General features: G+C 72.0%; 21 protein-coding genes. 16 read left to right on the plus strand and 5 right to left on the minus strand.

The features are described from left to right. The first annotated feature begins 99 nt into the window (after positions 1-99). Entirely contained in the window at positions 100-759 is a 660-nt protein-coding gene (nucS, locus tag ABT324_RS01095; protein WP_351169551.1) for an endonuclease NucS, read from the plus strand. Positions 760-824: 65 nt separating this feature from the next. Here nucS and ABT324_RS01100 read toward each other — a convergent pair whose 3' ends face one another. Then, positions 825-1607 carry an SDR family NAD(P)-dependent oxidoreductase gene (locus tag ABT324_RS01100; protein WP_351169554.1) on the minus strand — a complete coding sequence of 261 codons (783 nt, stop codon included), beginning with the start codon at positions 1605-1607 and terminating at the stop codon, positions 825-827. A gap of 105 nt (positions 1608-1712) precedes the next feature. Here ABT324_RS01100 and ABT324_RS01105 point away from each other — a divergent pair, with 105 nt between their 5' ends. After that, a complete protein-coding gene (locus tag ABT324_RS01105; protein WP_351169557.1) occupies positions 1713-2264 on the plus strand; it encodes a TetR/AcrR family transcriptional regulator in 552 nt (183 codons plus the stop codon). Between the two features lie 2 nt (positions 2265-2266). Here ABT324_RS01105 and ABT324_RS01110 read toward each other — a convergent pair whose 3' ends face one another. Then, the gene (locus tag ABT324_RS01110; RefSeq protein ID WP_351169560.1) at positions 2267-2455 is read right to left on the minus strand and encodes a hypothetical protein; all 189 of its coding nucleotides are present in this window, start codon (positions 2453-2455) and stop codon (positions 2267-2269) included. A 253-nt stretch (positions 2456-2708) separates the two neighbouring features. Here ABT324_RS01110 and ABT324_RS01115 point away from each other — a divergent pair, with 253 nt between their 5' ends. The 10 genes from ABT324_RS01115 (at position 2709) to ABT324_RS01160 (ending at position 12002) form a co-directional block, all read left to right on the plus strand. After that, positions 2709-4391 (plus strand): sodium:solute symporter family protein, encoded by a 1683-nt coding sequence (locus tag ABT324_RS01115; protein WP_351170031.1) that lies wholly within the window; start codon positions 2709-2711, stop codon positions 4389-4391. An 18-nt stretch (positions 4392-4409) separates the two neighbouring features. Beyond that, on the plus strand, positions 4410-4667 hold the full coding sequence (locus ABT324_RS01120) for a hypothetical protein (protein WP_351169563.1): 258 nt from the start codon (positions 4410-4412) through the stop codon (positions 4665-4667). A 64-nt stretch (positions 4668-4731) separates the two neighbouring features. Continuing rightward, positions 4732-5721: a hypothetical protein gene (locus ABT324_RS01125; RefSeq protein ID WP_351169566.1), complete on the plus strand. Its 990-nt coding sequence runs from the start codon at positions 4732-4734 to the stop codon at positions 5719-5721. Positions 5722-5793: 72 nt separating this feature from the next. Beyond that, the gene (locus ABT324_RS01130) at positions 5794-7308 is read left to right on the plus strand and encodes an aldehyde dehydrogenase family protein (RefSeq protein WP_351169569.1); all 1515 of its coding nucleotides are present in this window, start codon (positions 5794-5796) and stop codon (positions 7306-7308) included. Positions 7309-7445: 137 nt separating this feature from the next. Beyond that, entirely contained in the window at positions 7446-8441 is a 996-nt protein-coding gene (gene dhaK, locus ABT324_RS01135; RefSeq protein WP_351169572.1) for a dihydroxyacetone kinase subunit DhaK, read from the plus strand. Positions 8442-8455: 14 nt separating this feature from the next. Beyond that, the gene (gene dhaL, locus ABT324_RS01140; RefSeq protein ID WP_351169575.1) at positions 8456-9094 is read left to right on the plus strand and encodes a dihydroxyacetone kinase subunit DhaL; all 639 of its coding nucleotides are present in this window, start codon (positions 8456-8458) and stop codon (positions 9092-9094) included. Beyond that, on the plus strand, positions 9091-9768 hold the full coding sequence (gene dhaM / locus ABT324_RS01145; protein ID WP_351169578.1) for a dihydroxyacetone kinase phosphoryl donor subunit DhaM: 678 nt from the start codon (positions 9091-9093) through the stop codon (positions 9766-9768). Before dhaL ends, dhaM begins: the two co-directional genes overlap by 4 nt. A 135-nt stretch (positions 9769-9903) precedes the next feature. Beyond that, positions 9904-10875, plus strand: coding sequence for a DUF3558 domain-containing protein (locus ABT324_RS01150; protein WP_351169581.1), 972 nt, complete (start codon positions 9904-9906; stop codon positions 10873-10875). A gap of 22 nt (positions 10876-10897) precedes the next feature. Continuing rightward, the gene (locus ABT324_RS01155) at positions 10898-11206 is read left to right on the plus strand and encodes an Rv1322 family protein (protein ID WP_351169584.1); all 309 of its coding nucleotides are present in this window, start codon (positions 10898-10900) and stop codon (positions 11204-11206) included. Positions 11207-11252: 46 nt separating this feature from the next. Continuing rightward, the gene (locus ABT324_RS01160; RefSeq protein WP_351169587.1) at positions 11253-12002 is read left to right on the plus strand and encodes an alpha/beta hydrolase; all 750 of its coding nucleotides are present in this window, start codon (positions 11253-11255) and stop codon (positions 12000-12002) included. Positions 12003-12044: 42 nt separating this feature from the next. Here ABT324_RS01160 and ABT324_RS01165 read toward each other — a convergent pair whose 3' ends face one another. Then, positions 12045-12554 carry a GNAT family N-acetyltransferase gene (locus ABT324_RS01165; RefSeq protein ID WP_351169590.1) on the minus strand — a complete coding sequence of 170 codons (510 nt, stop codon included), beginning with the start codon at positions 12552-12554 and terminating at the stop codon, positions 12045-12047. Between the two features lie 74 nt (positions 12555-12628). After that, positions 12629-13150 carry a GNAT family N-acetyltransferase gene (locus tag ABT324_RS01170; protein WP_351169593.1) on the minus strand — a complete coding sequence of 174 codons (522 nt, stop codon included), beginning with the start codon at positions 13148-13150 and terminating at the stop codon, positions 12629-12631. 175 nt (positions 13151-13325) lie between these two features. Here ABT324_RS01170 and ABT324_RS01175 point away from each other — a divergent pair, with 175 nt between their 5' ends. Genes ABT324_RS01175 through ABT324_RS01185 form a run of 3 tightly spaced genes read left to right on the plus strand, consistent with a single transcriptional unit; the run spans position 13326 to position 17241 of the window. Continuing rightward, positions 13326-14090, plus strand: a complete 765-nt coding sequence (locus ABT324_RS01175; protein ID WP_351169596.1) for a 3-hydroxybutyrate dehydrogenase — start codon at positions 13326-13328, stop codon at positions 14088-14090. Positions 14091-14117: 27 nt separating this feature from the next. Beyond that, positions 14118-15455: an MFS transporter gene (locus ABT324_RS01180; protein WP_351169599.1), complete on the plus strand. Its 1338-nt coding sequence runs from the start codon at positions 14118-14120 to the stop codon at positions 15453-15455. A gap of 4 nt (positions 15456-15459) precedes the next feature. Then, positions 15460-17241, plus strand: a complete 1782-nt coding sequence (locus ABT324_RS01185) for a helix-turn-helix domain-containing protein (RefSeq protein ID WP_351169602.1) — start codon at positions 15460-15462, stop codon at positions 17239-17241. 71 nt (positions 17242-17312) lie between these two features. Here ABT324_RS01185 and ABT324_RS01190 read toward each other — a convergent pair whose 3' ends face one another. Continuing rightward, the gene (locus tag ABT324_RS01190; RefSeq protein WP_502949664.1) at positions 17313-18560 is read right to left on the minus strand and encodes a tannase/feruloyl esterase family alpha/beta hydrolase; all 1248 of its coding nucleotides are present in this window, start codon (positions 18558-18560) and stop codon (positions 17313-17315) included. 161 nt (positions 18561-18721) lie between these two features. Here ABT324_RS01190 and ABT324_RS01195 point away from each other — a divergent pair, with 161 nt between their 5' ends. After that, positions 18722-19684 (plus strand): extracellular catalytic domain type 1 short-chain-length polyhydroxyalkanoate depolymerase, encoded by a 963-nt coding sequence (locus tag ABT324_RS01195; RefSeq protein ID WP_351169605.1) that lies wholly within the window; start codon positions 18722-18724, stop codon positions 19682-19684. The last annotated feature ends 63 nt before the right edge of the window (positions 19685-19747 follow it).

Below are 19747 nucleotides of genomic sequence, written 5' to 3' on the forward strand. Positions count from 1 at the left end.
GTATCTCGGCCAGTGGGAACCGCGAGGTCCGCCCTTGCCCTACCGGCGGGTTGCCCCGGGGTGCTCGGCTCGTCGATCGACGCCCGTACGCTGTGCCGGGTGCGACTCGTCATTGCCCGCTGCCAGGTGGACTACGTCGGCCGACTCACCGCGCACCTGCCCATGGCGCAGCGCCTGCTGCTGGTGAAGGCCGATGGTTCGGTGTCGGTGCACTCCGACGACCGGGCCTACAAGCCGTTGAACTGGATGAGCCCGCCGTGCTGGCTGATCGAGGACCCCGGCGTGTGGACGGTGCAGAACAAGGCCGGCGAGAAGCTGGTGATCAGCATCGAAGAGGTCCTGCACGACTCCAAGCACGAACTGGGTGTCGAACCGGGGTTGGTCAAGGACGGCGTCGAGGCGCACCTGCAGGAGCTGCTGGCCGAGCACGTGACGACCTTGGGCGAGGGCTGGTCGCTGGTGCGCCGCGAGTACCCGACGGCGATCGGCCCGGTCGACCTGATGTGCCGGGACTCCGACGGCGCGAGCGTGGCGGTGGAGATCAAGCGGCGCGGCGAGATCGACGGCGTCGAGCAGCTGACCCGCTACCTGGAGCTGCTCAACCGGGACCCGCTGCTGGCGCCGGTCACCGGGGTGTTCGCGGCGCAGCAGATCAAGCCGCAGGCCCGCACCCTGGCCGAGGACCGCGGCATCCGCTGCGTGGTCCTGGACTACGACCAGCTGCGGGGCATCGAGCCGGACGAGTACCGGCTGTTCTGAGCTTCCCGGCCTGGCTGAGCGGGAACCTCCCGGCCGTCGGTGACAGGAAGGTTCCCATGCTCACGTCAGGCCGTCTTGACGGCGTTGCCGTCGACGAGATGGTCGGCGCCCGCGGTGCTCGCGGCGTGCGGTGAGGCGAGGAAGGCCACCAGCGCCGCGACTTCGGTCGGCTCGACCAGTCGCCCGGTGGTCATGCCCGCTTCGGCCGGGAGCCGGGCGAGCAGTTCCTGCTGCGGGATGCCGAGGGCCTGCGCGACCTTCGCGCCGTGCCCGTCGGGGCTCTCCCAGAGCGCGGTGCGGGTCGGGCCGGGGGAGATGGTGTTGACCCGGACGCCGTGCGGTCCGACCTCGGTGGCCAGCGCTTTGCTGAAGGCGGTCAGCGCTGCTTTGGCGGTGGTGTAGGGCATCGGTCCGGTGTGCGGCTGCCGCGCTCCGTTCGACGAGATGGTGATGATGGTGCCGCCGCGGCTCAGCAGGCTCGGCAGCGCCGCGCGGGTGGTGCGGACCGCGCTGAAGAAGTTCAGCTCGAAGGTGCGCTGCCACTGCTCGTCGGTGAGGTCGGCGAATCCGGCGACCAGGTCGTCGTCGCCCCCGCCGACGTTGTTCACGAGCAGGTCGAGCGGCCCGACTTCGGCGACCGCCTGGTCGACCAGGCGCTGCGGTGCGCCTGGGCTGGACAGGTCCGCGGGGACCACGGTGGCGCCGGTGGCCGCCAGTTCCGGCGAGGTGGTGCGCGCCGCGGCGATCACGCGCATGCCTTCTGCGGTGAGCGCGGCGGTGGTGGCCAGGCCGATCCCGCGGCTGGCGCCGGTCACGAGAGCGGTCTTCCCGGACAGTTGCAGGTCCACGCCTGCCTCCCTGTTGCATCTTGGTTGATGCATCAGACGATATAGATGCGACACAATTGTGGCAACTGAGCGGAGAGTTGGGACGCTGAGGTAGTGTTCGCGGCCGTGACGCGAGCGATGCGGGTTGACTCGGAGCGGACGATCCAGGTGATCCTGGAGGCCGCTGAGCGAGTGCTGCGGGCGGACCCAGCCGCGTCCATGGGGCGGATCGCCGAAGCCGCGGGGGTCGCGCGCACCACGGTGCACCGCAGGTTCGCCAGCCGGGAAGCGCTGGTGGAGGCGATGGCCGCCTGGGCCGCCGAGCAGTTCCGCGACGCGGTCGCGGCGGCCCGTCCGGACGCCGCCCCGCCGCTGGTCGCGCTGCACCAGGCCGCCGCCAACGTGCTGCGGGTGAAGGTCGACTGGGGGTTCGCGATGAGCCGGGCCGCCACCGGCGAGGTCGCCCGCATCCATGACGAGGTGCGCCAGGCGTGCGTGCGGCTCTTCCAGCGCGCCAAGGATTCAGGTGCGCTGCGCCCGGACGTGGACGTGGAATGGGCGCGACGGGTCTACTACGCGCTGATCTCCGAGGCTGCCGAGGTCGGGCGGGCCGGTGGCGACGTCGACGAGCTGGCGGCGCGCGTCGTCGGCACCCTGCTGGAGGGTGTCGGCGCCTGAGCTCAGGTGTGGTCGGGGCCGTGGTGGGCGCGGCAGGTGTTCAGGTGGAACGCCGACCACGGGGCGACCAGGTCGCTCAGGTGCCGCAGGAATCCGGTTGGCCGCTCGGCTCCCGGGTCGGACTCGGCGGTGGGGTCGATCGAGTCGTCGGTGAGACAGGTCGCGATCGCCAGGTCGATTCGGGCGTTCACAGCTCCTCCCCCTCGGCCGCTGCGCGTGTGCCTGCTCCGACGGTACCGGTCACAATCCGTTGCACGGGTGTCGCGCTCCGCAATATCACTCGCATGGCCGCGCGCGGGGCCGCGGGTGATCGATTCAGCTGCGGATCCAACGAATTGATATCGGCCCGGTGTGAGCTGGGGCACTGTGCGGTACTGTCCGGCTGCGGTTGTCCAGTGGTGGTTGTCGTTGGACTTTGTTGGGTCTGGAGGTGGGGCAGCGGTGCTGCTAGCCCAGGGACGGTTGTTGGACGCGAATGCCGTCGATTACGCGCTGTTGGCGCTGTACTTCGCGTTCGTGCTGGGGATCGGGTATTTGGCGCGGCGCGCGGTGTCGACGAGCCTGGACTTCTTCCTGTCCGGCCGGGCACTGCCCGCGTGGGTGACGGGGTTGGCGTTCATCTCGGCGAACCTGGGCGCGATCGAGATCATCGGCATGTCGGCGAACGGCGCGCAGTACGGGATGCCGACGATGCATTACTTCTGGGTCGGTGCGGTGCCCGCCATGCTGTTCCTGGGCGTGGTCATGATGCCGTTCTACTACGGCTCGAAGGTGCGCAGTGTTCCGGAATTCATGCTGCGGCGGTTCGGCAAGGCCGCGCATTTGGTGAACGGCATTTCGTTCGCGGTGGCGCAGGTGCTCATCGCCGGGGTCAATTTGTATTTGCTGGCCAGCATCGTGAATGCGTTGTTGGGTTGGCCGTTGTGGATTTCGGTGTTGGTGGCGGCGGCGATCGTGCTTTCCTACACGGCGCTGGGCGGCTTGTCGGCGGCGATCTACAACGAGGTGCTGCAGTTCTTTGTGATCGTGGCGGCGCTGTTGCCGCTGACCATCGTGGGCCTGGTGAAGGTCGGCGGCGTGCAGGGCCTGGTCGAGAAGGTCTCGGGTGGTCCCGGGGGCGCTGAGCAGCTGTCGACGTGGCCGGGCACCGAGCTGACCGGCTTCGCCAACCCGGTGTGGAGCGTCGTGGGGTTGGTGTTCGGCCTGGGCTTCGTGCTCTCGTTCGGGTACTGGACGACGAACTTCGTCGAGGTGCAGCGGGCAATGGCGTCCAAGAGCATGTCGGCCGCGCAGCGCACCCCGATCATCGGTGCTTTCCCGAAGATGTTCATCCCGTTCATCGTGATCATCCCCGGCATGATCGCGGCCGTGGTGATCCCGGAACTCGGGGCGTTCAAGGAAGCGGGCGGGCCGGAAGGCGCCCCGGTCGACTACAACGACGCGATCCTGCTGCTGATGCGGGACCTGCTGCCCAACGGGATCCTGGGAATCGCGCTCGCCGGGTTGCTGGCGTCGTTCATGGCGGGCATGGCGGCGAACCTGTCGTCGTTCAACACGGTGTTCACCTACGACATCTGGCAGGCCTACGTGGTGCGGGACCGGGCGGACCGCTACTACCTGAACATGGGCCGGTGGGTGACCGTCGGGGCGACCCTCGCCGCGGTGGGCACCGCGTTCATCGCGTCGGGCTACTCGAACCTGATGGACTACCTGCAGCAGCTGTTCTCGTTCTTCAACGCGCCGCTGTTCGCCACGTTCATCCTGGGCATGTTCTGGAAGCGGATGACCCCGCACGCCGGGTGGGCGGGCCTGGTGCTGGGCACCATCTCGGCGGTGGTGGTGTTCGCGATGTCGGAGACCGGGGTGCTGGACCTGCCGGGCCAGGGCGCGAGCTTCGTCGGCGCCGGGGTGGCCTTCGTGGTCGACATCATCGTCAGCGTCGTGGTCAGCCTGGTCACCCGGCCCAAGCCGGAAGCCGAGCTGACCGGGCTGGTGTACGGGTTGACCCCGCGGTCGGCGCGGCAGGCGGCCACCAGCGGTGAGGACGCGGGCTGGTACCGGCGTCCGGGCCTGCTGGCCGGCATCGCCCTGCTGCTGGTCATCGTCCTCAACATCATCTTCGCCTGAGCCCAGGAGGTCCTTGAGATGTCAGGTCGTTCCGGCCACACCGCGGGTGCCTTCGACATCCGCACCGTCATCGCGCTGCTGTTCGTCATCTACGGCGCGGTGCTCGTCGTCGTCAGCCTGGTGCAGCCGCACACCGAGGTCGACAAGTCCGCGGGGGTGAACATCAACCTGTGGGCGGGCGTCGGCATGCTCGTGTTCGCCGCGGTGTTCATCGCCTGGGCCCGGCTGCGCCCGATCAGGGTCCCCGACGAACCCGCGGAGACCGCCGAGCAGTGAGGACCGCCGGTCGAACGACCGGTTCCCGTCCCGGGCCCGCAGGTCGATCGCTAGTGTGATCGGCGTGTTCCGACCCGCGCCCCTGATCGCCGCGCTGCTCAGCGTGCTGGCCGTGGCCGGCTGCGCTGCGGCGCCCGGGATCGAGCCGACCGCCTCCGAGCGGCGGACCGTCGACCTGCCCGAGCTCCCGGTGGACCGCGCGGGAGCCCTACTGGACCCGGCGTTCGCGCCGGAGCGGCTGCGCGGGGTCGACGTGTGCGGCACGCTGCGGGCCACCGGCCTGGAGCAGTACGGCCAGCCGAGCCCGGAGTTCAGCCCGAGCGGGCTCGGGACCTGCTCGAACTACATGAAGGACCACGACGGCGAGGATTTCAGCGTCACGCTGCACTTCGACCACGGGGTGCAGGACCCGAGCCGTCACCGGATCGGCGGGCTGCCCGCGCAGCTCAGCGAGAGCTCCGGCACCTGCTTCGCCAGCGCCGCCCACACCGGTGCCGACCTGAAGTCCTTCGGCATCGCGCGCGGCGTGGCGATCCAGCTCTCCGGCACCCAGGCCGACGTCTGCTCGCCAGCGGTGCAGATGCTCACCGACGCGATCGAGGTGGTGCGGACCGCGCCGCCGGTCAACGCGCGGACCTCGGGCGGGCTGGCCGGTTTCGACCCGTGCCAGATCGCCGACCCCGCCGTGCTGCGCGACGCCATGGCGGGCGGCGTCCCGGACGACGAGGGCGGCCGCGGCCTGTACGAGTGCTCGTGGGTCGCGGAGAACGGTGTCGTGGCGAAGGTCAAGTTCGAACTCGGCCAGATGGACCGCACCGACATCCCGCCGGGTGCGCCGCCGCTGCCGCCGATCGACCTCGGCGGCGTCCCGACCACGGTCCAGGTCCGCACCGACCCACCGGCCTGCGCGGTCCAGTGGCAGCACCGCAGGACCGTGGAGGGCACCGAGTACGTGCAGGTCGAGACCGCCAACCTACGGCGCATCCCGATGGACCCCTGCGTCAGCGCGGCGAACCTGGCCCGGCAGGTGCGGGGCAAGCTGCCCGCAGCTTGACGGTCCCGGTCGGCCCCCGGATTCCGTAGGCTGCACGATGACAACGACCGATGTAGAGGTGGGAGGCCGGCCATGACCCAGACCGCCCGAGGAGACGTCGCAGTTCCGCCCGCGACCAGCGCGGAGACCACGACGTTCGACTCGATCGACCCCCGCACCGGTGAGGTCGTGGGGAGCCATCCGATCCACTCCGCGGCCGAGGTCGAGGCCAGCGCAGCGGCCGCCCGCGAGGCCCAGGAGGCCTGGGCCGAACTCGGTTTCACCGGCCGCAAGCAGCGGCTCGACGCGTGGCGCAAGCTGCTGGCCAAGCGCGTGGACGAGCTGGCCGGGGTGATCTGCGCGGAGACCGGCAAACCGCTCGACGACGCCCGGCTGGAACTGGTGCTGGTGATCGACCACCTGCACTGGGCAGCCAGCAACGCGGAGAAGGTGCTCAAGCGCCGAAAGGTCTCCTCCGGCGTGCTCATGGCCAACCAGACCGCCACCGTCGAATACCTGCCGTTCGGCGTGGTCGGCGTGATCGGCCCGTGGAACTACCCGGCGTTCACGCCGATGGGTTCCATCGCCTACGCGCTGGCCGCGGGCAACTCGGTCGTGTTCAAGCCCAGCGAGCTCACCCCAGGCGTCGGGCAGTGGCTGGTCGACAGCTTTGCCGAGGCGGTCCCGGAGCACCCGGTCCTGCGGTTGGTGACCGGCTTCGGGGAGACCGGGGCGGCGCTGTGCCGGTCCGGCGTCGACAAGGTCGCCTTCACCGGTTCCACCGCCACCGGCAAGCGGGTGATGGCCTCCTGCGCGCAGGATTTGGTCCCGGTGCTGGTCGAGTGCGGCGGCAAGGACGCGCTGATCGTCGACGCCGACGCGGACCTGGCCGCGGCCGCCGACGCCGCGGTGTGGGGCGCGATGTCCAACGCCGGGCAGACCTGCATCGGCGTGGAGCGGGTCTACGTGGTGGACGCGGTCGCCGACCGGTTCACCGAGATGGTCCGGGAACGCGCCGAGAAGCTGCGGCCGGGCGGCGAGCCGAGCGCGAACTTCGGGCCCATCACGATGCCCGCGCAGGTGGACGTGATCCGCCGGCACATCGACGACGCGCTGGAGCGCGGCGGCCGCGCGCTGGTCGGCGGCCAGCACTCGGTGCGCCCGCCGTTCGTGGAGCCGGTGGTGCTCGCCGACGTGCCGGAGGACTCCCTCGCGATCACCGAGGAGACCTTCGGGCCCACCATCGTGGTGCAGCGGGTCCGCGACGTCGACGAGGCGGTGACCCGCACCAACAGCACCCGCTACGGGCTGGGCGCGACGGTGTTCTCCCGCTCCCGGGGCGCGGAGCTGGCGCGGCGGCTGCGCACCGGCATGGTCGCGGTGAACTCGGTCGTCGCCTTCGCCGGGGTGCCCGCGCTGCCGTTCGGCGGGGTCGGCGACTCCGGCTTCGGCCGGATCCACGGCGCCGACGGGCTGCGCGAGTTCACCCGCCCCCAGTCGGTCACCCGCCTCCGGTACCGGATCCCGCTGAACCCGATGAACTTCGGCCGCTCCAAGGGCACCATCCGGCGCATGGTGCGGCTGATCAAGTTGGTGCGCGGGCGCTGATCGACTCGCCGTTTCCGCTGGGCTTGCGCCGTGGGTGACAGGAAGGTTCCCTTGCTCTCGCACCCCCGGCCGGGCTCGGGGGCGCTCCGGAGAGCACACGGCGCGGCGGTGAGCGGCGCAGGCAAGGAGGCCAGCGGGTGAAGAAGATCATCAACGATCCGGCGGCGGTGGTCGCGGAGTCGCTGCAGGGCATGGCCGCGGCGCACCCCGACCTGCTGCGGGTCCGCACCGACCCGGCGGTCGTGGTGCGCGCGGACGCGCCCGTGCCGGGCAAGGTCGCGGTGGTGTCCGGCGGCGGTTCCGGGCACGAACCGCTGCACAGCGGGTTCGTCGGGCCCGGGATGCTGGCCGCCGCCGTGCCGGGCGCGGTGTTCACCTCGCCGACCCCGGACGCGGTGCAGGCGGCGATCGAGGAGACCAACGCCGGGGCTGGCGTGCTGCTGGTGGTCAAGAACTACACCGGCGACGTGCTCAACTTCGAGACCGCCGCGGAGCTGGCCGGGCTCGACGGCGTCCCGGTGCGCAGCGTCATCGTGGACGACGACGTGGCGGTCAAGGACTCCACCCACACCGCCGGTCGGCGCGGGGTGGGCGGCACGGTGCTGCTGGAGAAGATCGTCGGCGCGGCCGCCGAGCAGGGCGCCGACCTGGACCGCTGCGAGGAGCTGGCCCGGCGGGTGGTGGCCCGGGCGCGGTCGATGGGCATGGCGCTGACCGCGCCGACCGTGCCGCACGCCGGGCAGCCCAGCTTCGACCTCGGCCCCGACGAGGTGGAGGTCGGCATCGGCATCCACGGCGAACCCGGCCGGGCCCGGGTGCCGCTGACCTCGGCGGACGAGATCGTGCGGCAGCTGCTGGAGCCGATCCTGGAGGACCTGCCGTTCAGCTCCGGCGACGAGGTGCTGCTGTTCACCAACTCGATGGGCGGAACCCCGCTGCTGGAGCTCTACTTGGCGCACGGCATCGCGGAGCGGCTGCTGGCCGAGCGCGGCATCCGCGTGCGCCGGCGCCTGGTCGGCCCGTACATCACGAGCCTGGAGATGCAGGGCATGAGCCTGACCCTGCTGAAGCTGGACGACGAGCTCACCGAGCTCTGGGACGCGCCGGTGCACACCGCCGCGCTGCACTGGTGAGGGGGAAGCACCGGATGGGTTGCACTGCACAAGACGTGATCGCGGCGCTGCGGGCGGGGGCGGCCACCGTCGCCGAGCACCGGGACGAACTGATCGAGCTGGACCGCGTGATCGGCGACGCCGACCACGGGGAGAACATGGACCGCGGCTTCCGCGCGGTGGTGGCCAAGGCGGAGACCGCCGCCCCGGAGACGCCCGGCGGGGTGCTGAAGTTGTGCGCCACCGTCCTGATCTCCACCGTCGGCGGCGCCTCGGGCCCGCTGTACGGCACGGCGTTCCTGCGCGCGGCGGCCGCCGTCGGCGACGCCTCGGAGCTGGACGGGGCGGCGGTCGCCAAGGCGGTGCAGGCCGGGCTGGAAGGCGTGGTCGCCCGCGGGCGCGCGGCGGCCGGGGACAAGACCATGGTCGACGCGCTGACCCCGGCGGTGGAGGCGGCCAAGAGCGCCGCGGAGTCCGGGGAGAGCCCGGCGAAGGTGCTGGCCGCGGCCGCCGAAGCCGCCCACCGAGGTGCGCAGGCCACCGAACCGCTGGTGGCCCGCAAGGGCCGCGCCTCCTACCTCGGGGAGCGCAGCGCCGGGCACATCGACCCGGGCGCGCGCTCGACCGCGCTGCTGCTGTCCGCATTCGCTGAAGCCTCGGGAGCCCGCTCATGAGCGTCGGACTGGTCATCGTCTCGCACAGCACCCGGCTCGCCGAAGGGGTCGTGGAGCTCGCCCAGCAGATGGCACCCGACGTGCGGGTGGTCGCGGCTGGCGGGCTGCCGGACGGCAACGTCGGCACGGACTTCGAGAAGGTCTCGGCGGCCCTGTCGGACGCCAACACCGGCTCGGGCGCGGTGGTGCTCTACGACCTGGGCAGCGCCCAGATGATCGCCGAGCTCGCGGTGGAATCGCTCGGCGACCCGAGCACGGCCCTGGTCGCGGACGCGCCGCTGGTCGAAGGCGCGGTCGCCGCGGCCGTCGCCGCCCAGGGCGGCGAACCGATGGCGGCGGTCGCCCGGGCCGCGGAAGCGGCGGCCGAAGGCGGCGAACCCGCCGAAGCGGGTGCGGCGGAGGCTGAGCAGGAGATCCGCGAGGAGCTGGAGCTGACCAACGAGGTCGGCCTGCACGCGCGCCCGGCGGCGCTGCTGGCGCGCAGCCTGACCGGCCTGCAGGCCAACGTCAGGATCACCCTCGGCGACCACGAGGCCGACGCGGCCAGCGTCCTGGGCCTGATGGGGCTGGGCGCCCGGAAGGGCGACCGGGTCGTCCTGCACGCCACCGGCCCCGACGCGGCCCAGGCGATCGACCGCATCTTCGACCTGGCCAAGCGCAACTTCGACGAATAGCTCGACGAGCGGTGGGAGCCTTCCGGCCTTCGGTGACAGGAAGGTTCCCTTGCTCGCAGCACCTGGCGGGTGTGGGTGACAGGAAGGTTCCCTTGCTCGCGGCTCCTGGCCGCCGCGCCGGGTTAGGGTGGATCGATGTCGCCGCGTCTCCGCCACCGAGGCCTGCCGCTGCTGTTGTTCTGGGTGCTGCTGGTGGCGGGGTGCACTCCGGGCGGTGCACCGCACGCGCCCGCCGCGTCGCAGCTGGACGGCACCGCGCGGGCCCTGCTCGGCGACCTGCGCACAGTGGACCCCTGCACGCTGACCGACCCCGCCGCGCTGCGGGAGTTCGGTTCCGCCGCGGACGCCGGCACCGTTTCGCTCGACTACTGCCTGCTGCACGTCGAGCTGGCGAACGGCTCGCTGGTGCAGCTCGCGGTCGGTGAGCTGGGCCGGGCCCAGGGGCCGCAGGGCGATCCGGTCGTGCCGCGCGGTTCGCTGCGGATCGTGCGGAACGCGCCGCTGCCCGGGCACTGCACCCGGCAGGTCCTGTTCGCCGACGACATCGCGCTGCGGGTCAGCGCCACCCTGCTGGCGGGTGATCCGGCGTCCGGGCTGTGCGGCATCGCCGAGGCCGGCGCGGACGCGGCCGCCGCCGCGATCGAGCAGCATCGGGTCGGGCACCGCGAGTTCCCGGCGGATTCGCTGGCCCTGGTCGACCCGTGCAACGTCTTGGACTCCGCCGCGGTGCAGCAGGTCCCGGGGCTGGAGGGGGCCGAAGGGCAGCCGAGCCCCGCCGGGCACCAGTGCTCCTGGGGTGAGCCGGTCGTCGAGTCGCCGCGCGTGCAGCTCACCCACACCGCGGGCGAGCCGCCGAGGGTGCTGCACGGGGCGGCCGTCGAGGAGGAGGTCGCGGGGCGCCGCACCGTCATCAGCGTGGTCGGCGGCGACCCGCAGGTCCCGCTGTGCTCGGCCGAGACCGCCCACCTGCCGTTCGGCCGCGGCGGGCAGGTCGAGGTCGCGCAGCTGGTGGTGGCCGTGCCGGGGATGACCGGGATCGACGCCTGCGAGTTCGCCCGCGGCCTGGCCGGGCAGGCTTGGCCGCACCTGCCACCGCCCGCCCCGTAGCCGGACCGTTACGGTTGTTGGCGTGCCCAGACGCAATCGCCCGCAGCGCCGCCCCACGGCTGACACCAGCCACCGCGCGATGGGCACTGCTTTCGGCGCGTCCCGCGTCGAGCACGGTCCGGACGGTGAGTGGATGGTGCGCACCGTGCCCGCCGCGCAGGCCACCAAGGTCTACCGGTGCCCCGGCTGCGACCACGAGATCCGGCCCGGCGTCGCGCACGTGGTGGCGTGGCCGAGCGCGGCGCACGGCGGCGTCGAGGAGCGGCGCCACTGGCACAACGGCTGCTGGAACGCGCGGTCCCGCCGCGGGCCGACGCGACGCTGGTCGTAGCACGTCACACCGTGCCCACCACCCGTTCGTGGCAGGATCGGGGGCGATGAGCACCGAGATCCGCGCCAACACGATGCTGCCTGCCCGCCGCGAGCAGATCACCCTGCACACCGCCGACGACCTGCGGCTGGTCGGCGAGCTCGCGCTGCCGGAATCGCGGCCGCCGCGGGCCACGCTGGTCTGCCTGCACCCGCTGCCCACCCACGGCGGCATGATGGACTCGCACATCTACCGCAAGGCGGCGTTCCGGCTGCCCGCGCTGGCCGACCTCGCGGTGCTCCGGTTCAACACGCGCGGCACGGCCAGCGAGGCGGGCCGCAGCGAGGGCAGCTTCGACAGCGGCGACGCCGAGCGGTTCGACGTGGCGGCGGCCCTGGAGTACGCCGAGTTCCACGATCTGCCGAACGTGTGGCTGGTGGGCTGGTCGTTCGGCACCGACCTGACCCTGGTGCACGGCCTGGACCCGCTGGTGGAGGGTGCGGTGCTGATCTCCCCGCCGCTGCGCTGGAGCACCGAGGAGCACCTGCGCGCCTGGGCGGACTCGGGCAAGCCGGTGCACGCGCTGATCCCGGAGTTCGACGACTACCTGCGCCCCGAAGAGGCCCGCGAGCGCTTCGCCGCCATCCCGCAGGCGGAGGTGACCGGGTTCCCGGACACCAAGCACCTGTGGGTCGGCAAGGCCGAGGAAGCGCTCGACGCGATCGTGCGCACGGTCGCCCCGGACGTCGCGACCCCGCTGCCGCGCACCTGGGACGGGCCGTCGGAGACCCGGCAGGTCACCATCGTCAACTCCTGACCCGGTCGCCGGGCGCGGCGGGTGACAGGAAGGTTCCCATGCTCACGTCGAGCGGAACACCAGCTCCGGTCGGCCGTCGCGGTGCCGCTCCCGGTGCAGCGTGAAGCCGAGCTTCTCGGCGACGCGCGCCGAGGGCGCGTTGCCGGTGTCCGTCACGATCACCACGGGGCGCTCGGGGCGGTGCTGGCGAGCCCAGTGCAGCGCCGCTCGGGCCATTTCCGGCGCGTAGCCGTTGCCCCACGCGCTCGGCCAGAGCCGGTAGGCGAGGTTCAGTACGTGCTCGCCGACCTCCCACGCGTGCCGCATGCCGCCGAAGCCGATCACCTCACCGGTGTCGGCGAGCCGGATCGTCCAGTACCCGATGCCGTCGGTGCTCCAGTCGTCCAGGAACCAGTCGAGCAGCTCGCGGGCCTGCTCCGGGGACCGCCGCGACCAGTCGTCGTGCGGGTAGGCCTCCGGCGCGCTGTGCACCGCGATGAAGGCGTCCGAGTCGGCGGTCGTCAGGCGGCTCATCACCAGCCGGTCGGTGTGAATTTCTGCTGGCTCGACCATCCCGTGGACGGTACTGCACCGCCCCGCCGCTGAGCAGCTGTTCTGCGGCGGGGGTGACAGGAAGGTTCCCATGCTCACGTCGCCGCGGGTGCGAGCCGGAACACCAGCTCGGGGTGGCCGTCGCGCTCGCGCTGCCCGTGCGGGGCGAAGCCGAGCTTCTCGGCGAGCCGGATCGACGCGGTGTTGCCGACGTCGGTTGTGATCACCACGGTGTGGTCGGGCCGGTGGTCGCGTGCCCAGCTGAGCGCGGCCCGGGTCATCTCCGTCGCGTAGCCGTTGCCCCAGGCGGTGGGGAAGAAGCGGTAGAAGAGGTTGAGCACCGGGTCGTCGTCCGCCTCCTTGGCCTGGAGGCCGCCGAAGCCGATCACCTCGCCGGTGCCGGCGAGCCGGATCGTCCAGTAGCCGATTCCGTCCGCCTCCCACTTCGCGCAGTACCAGTCCAGCTCTTCGCGCGCCTGCTCCGGCGGGCGCTGGAACCGGCTGTCGTGGGGGTAGGCGTCCGCGGTGGCGTTCAGGGCCAGGTAGGCGTCGGCGTCGGTGGGTTGGACGCGGCTCAGCACGAGGCGCTCGGTGCGAATTTCTTCCGGCTCGACCATGACGTGGACGGTAGTCCGACCCGCCGTCGCTGATCAGCTCCTTTCCGGTGTTCGGTGACAGGAAGGTTCCCTTCCTCGCAACCCGGCGGATGGGCGACAGCACCACTGGATGGTGCGGACTTGTGGTGCTTGTGCACATAGGCCAACGGCGTGCTGCGGCTTAACGTCCTACGGCATGAGTGACAACGGGCACGACGGGGCGCTGGGCGGGCGGGTGGCCATGGTGACCGGTGCGGGCAGCGGGATCGGCCGGGCCTGCGCCCGGGCGCTCGCGGCCGATGGGGCTGAGGTGCACGTCGTCGACCTCGACGCGGCGTCGGCCGAGCGGGTCGCCGCGGAGGTCGGTGGGCGGGCGCACGCGGTGGACCTCGCTGACCTCGAGGCTGTCGCCGCGCTGCCCGCGCAGGTCGACGTCCTGGTCAACAACGCCGGGTTCCAGCACGTCGCGCCGTTGCCGGAGTTCCCGCTGGACACCTTCACCCGCATGCAGCAGGTGATGGTGACCGCCCCGTTCCAGCTCGTGCGCAACGCGCTGCCGCACATGTACCAGCGGGGTTGGGGGCGCGTCGTGCACGTCTCCAGCGTGCACGGGCTGCGCGCCAGTGCGTACAAGGCCGGGTACGTGACCGCCAAGCACGCCCTCGAAGGGCTGTCCAAAGTGGTCGCCCTGGAGGGGGCGGCGCACGGCGTGACGAGCAACTGCGTCAACCCTGGGTACGTCGACACGCCGCTGGTGCGGGCGCAGATCGCCGACCAGGCGGACGCGCACGGCATCGAGGAGTCCGAAGTGGTCTCGGACGTGCTGCTGCGGCGCGCCGCGCTCAAGGAGCTGATCGACCCCGCGCGGGTCGCTGAGCTCGTGCGCTGGCTGTGCGGGGATCACGCGGACCACATCACCGGAGTTTCGCTTCCGATGGACGGCGGCTGGACCGCCGCCTGAACGGCCTGACACGAAGGAGTGTTCGCCTTGGCCAGCAACAGACCCGGCAACTCGCGGGGCGGTTCGATCGCGAGGGTCGTCGGCGCCAGCCTGATCGGCACCACGGTCGAGTGGTACGACTTCTTCCTCTACGGCTCGGCCGCCGCGCTGGTGTTCAACCAGCTGTTCTTCCCGGAGGCCGATCCGCTCACCGGCACCCTGCTGGCCTTCACCACCTACGCGATCGGGTTCCTGGCCCGGCCGCTGGGCGGGCTGGTGTTCGGCCACTTCGGCGACCGGGTGGGGCGCAAGAAGCTGCTGGTGGTGAGCCTGCTGATGATGGGCGGTGCCACCTGCGCGATGGGGCTGCTGCCCACCTACGCCGCGGTGGGCGTCTTCGCGCCGATCCTGCTCACGCTGCTGCGCCTGGTGCAGGGCTTCGCGCTCGGCGGCGAGTGGGGTGGTGCGGTGCTGATCGTGTCCGAGCACGGCGACGACCGCCGCCGCGGGTTGTGGGCGTCGTGGCCGCAGTGCGGTGCGCCGGGCGGCAACCTGCTGGCCACCGCGGTGCTCGCGGTGCTGGCCGCGACGCAGTCCGACGAGCAGTTCCTGGCCTGGGGTTGGCGCATCCCGTTCCTGCTGTCCGGGGTGCTGGTGGTGATCGGGTTGTGGATCCGCATCGCGGTCAGCGAGTCGCCGGTGTTCCTCGACGCCCAGCGCAAGGCCGAGCAGCGCAGCGAGCACGTGCCGGTGGTGGGAGTGTTCCGGAACCACTGGCGCGAGGTGCTGATCACCATCGGGGCGCGGATGGCGGAGAACGTCTCCTACTACGTGCTGACCGCGTTCATCCTGGTCTACGTGACCGGCCCGCTGGAGATGCCGAAGTCGGTCGGCCTGAACGCGGTGCTGATCGGTTCCGCGCTGCACTTCGTGGCCATCCCGCTGTGGGGTGCGCTGTCGGACCGGCTGGGCCGCAAACCGGTGTACCTGTTCGGCGCGGTGGTGATGGCGGGCTGGGGCTTCGCGTTCTTCGCGCTGCTGGACAGCCGGTCGCCGTGGGTGATCACGCTGGCCACCACCGTCGGCCTGCTGCTGCACGGCGCGATGTACGGGCCGCAGGCGGCGTTTTTCGCCGAGCAGTTCGCCACCTGGGTCCGCTACACCGGGCTGTCGGTCGGCGGGCAGCTGTCCTCGATCGCGGCGGGTGGGTTGGCGCCGATCATCGCGGTGGCGCTGCTGCAGGCCACCGGCAGCACCGTGGCGGTGTCGGTGTACGTGCTGGCGATGTGCGCGCTGACCGTGGTGGCGGTGCTGGTCTCGCGGGAGACCGCGGGCAGTTCGTTGCACGACGGTGCCTCGCGCGAGCAGGCCGCGGTGCCAAGATGAGCGGATGAACGACGACGTGGTCCGGCTGCTCGAACTGCTCGCCACCGGCGCGGGCAGCGAGCAGCTGGCGCACGTCGCGGTCGAGAACCCGGAGCTGGGCCGGGCGAGCGCGCTGGCGCTGCGGATCCACAGCACGCTCAGCGCGCACCGCCGCCGGGAGGCCGAGCTCAGCGCGCTGTTCGACACCGCCAGCGACCTGGCCCGGTTGCGCGACACCGACGCGGTGCTGCGGTCGATCGTGCGCCGGGCCCGCACGTTGCTCGGCGCGGACGTGTCGTACCTGAGCCTCAACGACGAAGCCGCGGGCCGCACCTACATGCGGGTCACCGACGGTTCGGTGTCGGCGCTGTTCCAGAAGGTCACGCTGGGCATGGGGGAGGGGCTGGGCGGGCTGGTGGCGCAGACCGCCCAGCCGTACGCGACCCGGGACTACTTCGGTGACGAGCGGTTCCGGCACACCGGTCCGATCGACTCGGCGGTCCGCGACGAGGGCCTGACCGCGATCCTGGGGGTGCCGCTGGCGCTCGGCGACCAGGTCATCGGCGTGCTCTACGCCTCGGACCGCACCCGCCGCGAGTTCACCCCGGACGAGATCGCGCTGCTGTCCTCGCTGGCCGACCACGCCGCGATCGCGCTGGACAACGCCGCGCTGCTGGAGGAGGTCAGCGAGCAGAGCGAGGCCCTGCACCGCGCGGAGGAAGCCCACGACCGGCTGATGGACCTGGTGCTGCGGGGTGCTGACGTGCCGGAGGTGGCGGCCGCGGTCGCCGACGTCCTGCGCGGCGAGATCAACTTGTTCGACGCTGACGGCGCGGAGCTGACCAACGCCGACCCGGTGCCCCCGGTTCCGGCGGCGGAGGCGGTCGCCGCCTCCCGGGCCAGCGGCCGTGCCATGTCCACAGCGGACGGATGGGTGTGCGCGGTGCAGGCCGGGCCGGAACTGCTCGGCAGCATGGTGCTGTCCGGTCGCGGCGACCTGGTGGACGCCGACCGCCGACTCTTCGAGCGCGCCGCGGTGGTCACGGCGCTGCTGCTGATGCTGCGCCGCTCGGTCGCCAAGGCCGAGGACGAGGTGCGTGGCGAGCTGCTCACCGACTTGCTCACCGCGCCCGAGCGCAACCCCGGTGCGCTGCTGGCCAGGGCCGAGCGGCTGGGCCTGGACCTGGCTCAACCGCACGCCGTGCTCGTCGCCCACGCCGAGCGGGTCCCGCGCACCCGGCTGGTCGTGGCGGCTGGTCGCTGCGCGGCGCTCGCCGGGATCCACGCCGAGGAAGTCGTCCTCCTGGTCCCGGCCACCGACCCCGGACCGCTCGCCGCTCGCATCGCCGAAACCTTGCGGTCCGCAGTGGACGGTCCGGTCACGGTGGGCGCCTCGGGCCCCGCGCACGGCCCACCGGAGATCGCGTCGGCGCACGCTGAAGCCGCTCGGTGCCTGCGCGCGCTGCTCGCGTTGGGGCGGATCGGCGAGGGCGCGTCGATGGACGGCTTGGGCTTCCTGGGGGTGCTGCTCGGCGAGCAGACCGACCTGCACGGGTTCGTGCAGCGCACGATCGGTCCCGTGCTCGACTACGACGCCCGCCGGGGCACCGAACTGCTCGCCACGCTGCACGCGTACTTCGGCTCCGGCGCGAACCTCTCCCGCGCCAAGGGCGTGCTCCACGTGCACGTCAACACCGTCGTGCAGCGGCTCGACCGCATCGGTTCGCTGCTCGGCGCGGACTGGCAGGCGCCGGACCGGGCGCTGGAGATCCAGCTGGCCCTGCGCCTGCACGCCCTGCAGACCTAGCTGCGGCGGTCAGCTCGGGAGCGCGCTGGGTGACAGGAAGGTTCCCATGCTCACGTCAGCGCGCGGGCCGGTCAGCCACCCAGCCAGGCCCGCATCTCGTCGAACGCGTCGCGGAAGTGCGGGGCCAGCGGCTGCAGCCCGGGGAACTCGTCGACGAGGCCGTCGGTGTGGTTGCCGCCCTCGATCCGGTGGTAGCGGTGCAGGTCACCGCGGCCGCTGGCGGCCACCATCCCGGCGTAGACGTCCGAGCTGCGGCTGATCGGCAGCAGCGTGTCCAGGGTTCCGTGCAGGGTGATCAGCGGTTTGCCGATACGCCCGGTCAGCGCGATGCGCTCGACCGCCTGGTGCACCTCAGCGAGCCGCGCGGCGTAGTCGTAGTCGGCGTCGCAGTCCGGGGTCCCGGGGTGGCAGAACGGGATCCCGGCCTGCCGGTCGCCGTCGAAGCCGGGGTCGAACTCCTCGCGGTAGATCCGCTGCGTCAGGTCCCAGTAGACGCGGTGGTGGTAGTCCCACAGGAACTGCGACCCGGGCGCGAAACCCGCCTCCAGGACGGCCCGTTCGTCACCGGCGGGGTAGCCGCGCAGCGCTGGGGGCAGGAATGTCAGCAGGTTGTCGCGCTGCGTCCACAGCGCGCCTTCCCAGTCGATCCCGCCGTCGTAGAGCCACGGCCGGTTCTCCAGCTGCCAGCGCACCAGGTAGCCGCCGTTGGACAGCCCGGCGGCGACGGTCTGCGACGGCGGTCGGCCGTAGTGGCGCCAGGTGGTGAGCTTGGCGGCAACCGCGAGCTCGGTGAGCCGGTGGTTCCACTCGGCGATGGCATCACCCGGCCGCGTGCCGTCGGTGAAGAACTCCGCGCCGGTGTTGCCCTTGTCGGTGGCGGCGAACGCGTAACCGGCGGCCAGCACGTGGTCGGCGATTGCCCGGTCGTTGGCGTACTGCCTGCGGTTGCCCGGCGCCCCGGAGACGACCAGCCCGCCGTTCCACCGCTCGGGCAGGCGGATCACGAACTGGGCGTCGTGGTGCCAGCCGTGGTTGCCGTTGGTCGTGGAGGTGTCCGGGAAGTAGCCGTCGACCTGCCTGCCCGGTACCGGCGGCGGCGCGGGTAGGTCGGCGGCGGTCAGCCCGGCCCAGTCCTCCTCGACGGTGTGCCCCGAGACCAGCGTCCCGGTGGTCGTCAGGTCCTCCAGGCACGCCGATTCCTGGTGAACGGCACCGGGAACCCGCACCTCGGGGCCGCACTGCGGCGCGGCGGACGCGGTCGGGACGAGCAATGCACCGGTCAGCAACCCGGCGGACAGCAGAGTGGTTCCCCTGCGCACGGCGGCACCTCCTCGTGGTCGCCCGGTCACGGTAGGGCGCGGCGGCGAAGCCGGACATGTGCGCGGGGCACACAAACTGGAGCGGAAGAGTAGTGATGTCCACTGTGGAGTGCTGCGGTGGCCGCACCTACCGTGAGCCGAACCACGAGGAGGTGGTTCACATGCGCGTCTTCCCCTTCGTCCTGACGGCGCTGCTCGCGACGGTCGTGACAGCGCCGACGGCTTCGGCGGCCGAACTCGGTGAAGTGACCGGGTTCGGCAGCAACCCCGGTGCGCTCCGCATGTTCGAGTACGTCCCCGACGGGTTGCCGGAAGGACGACCAGTCGTCGTCGCGCTGCACGGCTGCACCCAGGACGCCGCGGGCTACGGCACCGGCGCGGGCTGGGTGGAGATGGCCGACCGCGCGCAGTTCACCCTCGTGCTGCCGCAGCAGGAGCAGGCCAACAACGCCAACCGGTGCTTCAACTGGTTCCAGGCCGGGGACACCGCGCGGGGCAGCGGCGAGGCCGAGTCGATCGCGCAGATGGTCCAGCGCGCCATCGACGACACCGGCGCGGACCCGGCCCGGGTCCACGTCACCGGGCTGTCGGCGGGTGGGGCCATGACCGCGTCCATGCTCGCCGCCTACCCCGACGTGTTCGCCGGAGGCGGCGTCGTCGCCGGCGTCCCGCACGGCTGCGCGTCGAGCATGGTGGACGCGTTCACCTGCATGAACCCCGGCAAGGACCGCACGCCCCAGCAGTGGGGCGACGCGGTGCGCGGCGCCAGCTCCCACCAGGGGCCGTGGCCGACGCTGAGCATCTGGCACGGCACCGCGGACAGCACCGTGGCACCGGCGAACCAGCGCGAACTGGTCGAGCAGTGGACGGACGTGCACGGCATCCCCGACACCCCGACCTCGACCGACACCATCGCGGGCTACCCGCACGAGAGCTACGCCGACAGCTCCGGGCGCACCCTGGTCGAAACGATCTCCGTCACCGGGATGGGGCACGGTCAGCCGATCGATCCCGGCACCGGTGACGGGCAGTGCGGGCAGGCCGGTTCGTACCTGCTCGACGTCGACGCCTGCGCCGCATGGCATCTGAGCAGCTCGTGGGGGCTGCTGGCCGGGGCCCGGTGACAGGAAGGTTCCCATGCTCGCGCAACGCGCCCGCGCGGTTGGGGCGCGTTGGCGGGCTGGGTG

The organism is Saccharopolyspora sp. NPDC000359, from assembly GCF_040300525.1.
Lineage (GTDB): Bacteria > Actinomycetota > Actinomycetes > Mycobacteriales > Pseudonocardiaceae > Saccharopolyspora.

Bases quoted from the DNA above. Each gene is read 5' to 3' on its own strand.
- ABT324_RS01120 (WP_351169563.1), top strand. From the start codon at position 4,410: ATGTCAGGTCGTTCCGGCCACACCGCGGGTGCCTTCGACATCCGCACC.
- ABT324_RS01130 (WP_351169569.1), top strand. From the start codon at position 5,794: ATGACCCAGACCGCCCGAGGAGACGTCGCAGTTCCGCCCGCGACCAGC.
- dhaL (WP_351169575.1), top strand. From the start codon at position 8,456: ATGGGTTGCACTGCACAAGACGTGATCGCGGCGCTGCGGGCGGGGGCG.
- dhaM (WP_351169578.1), top strand. From the start codon at position 9,091: ATGAGCGTCGGACTGGTCATCGTCTCGCACAGCACCCGGCTCGCCGAA.
- ABT324_RS01150 (WP_351169581.1), top strand. From the start codon at position 9,904: ATGTCGCCGCGTCTCCGCCACCGAGGCCTGCCGCTGCTGTTGTTCTGG.
- ABT324_RS01160 (WP_351169587.1), top strand. From the start codon at position 11,253: ATGAGCACCGAGATCCGCGCCAACACGATGCTGCCTGCCCGCCGCGAG.
- ABT324_RS01165 (WP_351169590.1), bottom strand. From the start codon at position 12,554: ATGGTCGAGCCAGCAGAAATTCACACCGACCGGCTGGTGATGAGCCGC.
- ABT324_RS01170 (WP_351169593.1), bottom strand. From the start codon at position 13,150: ATGGTCGAGCCGGAAGAAATTCGCACCGAGCGCCTCGTGCTGAGCCGC.
- ABT324_RS01175 (WP_351169596.1), top strand. From the start codon at position 13,326: ATGAGTGACAACGGGCACGACGGGGCGCTGGGCGGGCGGGTGGCCATG.
- ABT324_RS01185 (WP_351169602.1), top strand. From the start codon at position 15,460: ATGAACGACGACGTGGTCCGGCTGCTCGAACTGCTCGCCACCGGCGCG.
- ABT324_RS01195 (WP_351169605.1), top strand. From the start codon at position 18,722: ATGCGCGTCTTCCCCTTCGTCCTGACGGCGCTGCTCGCGACGGTCGTG.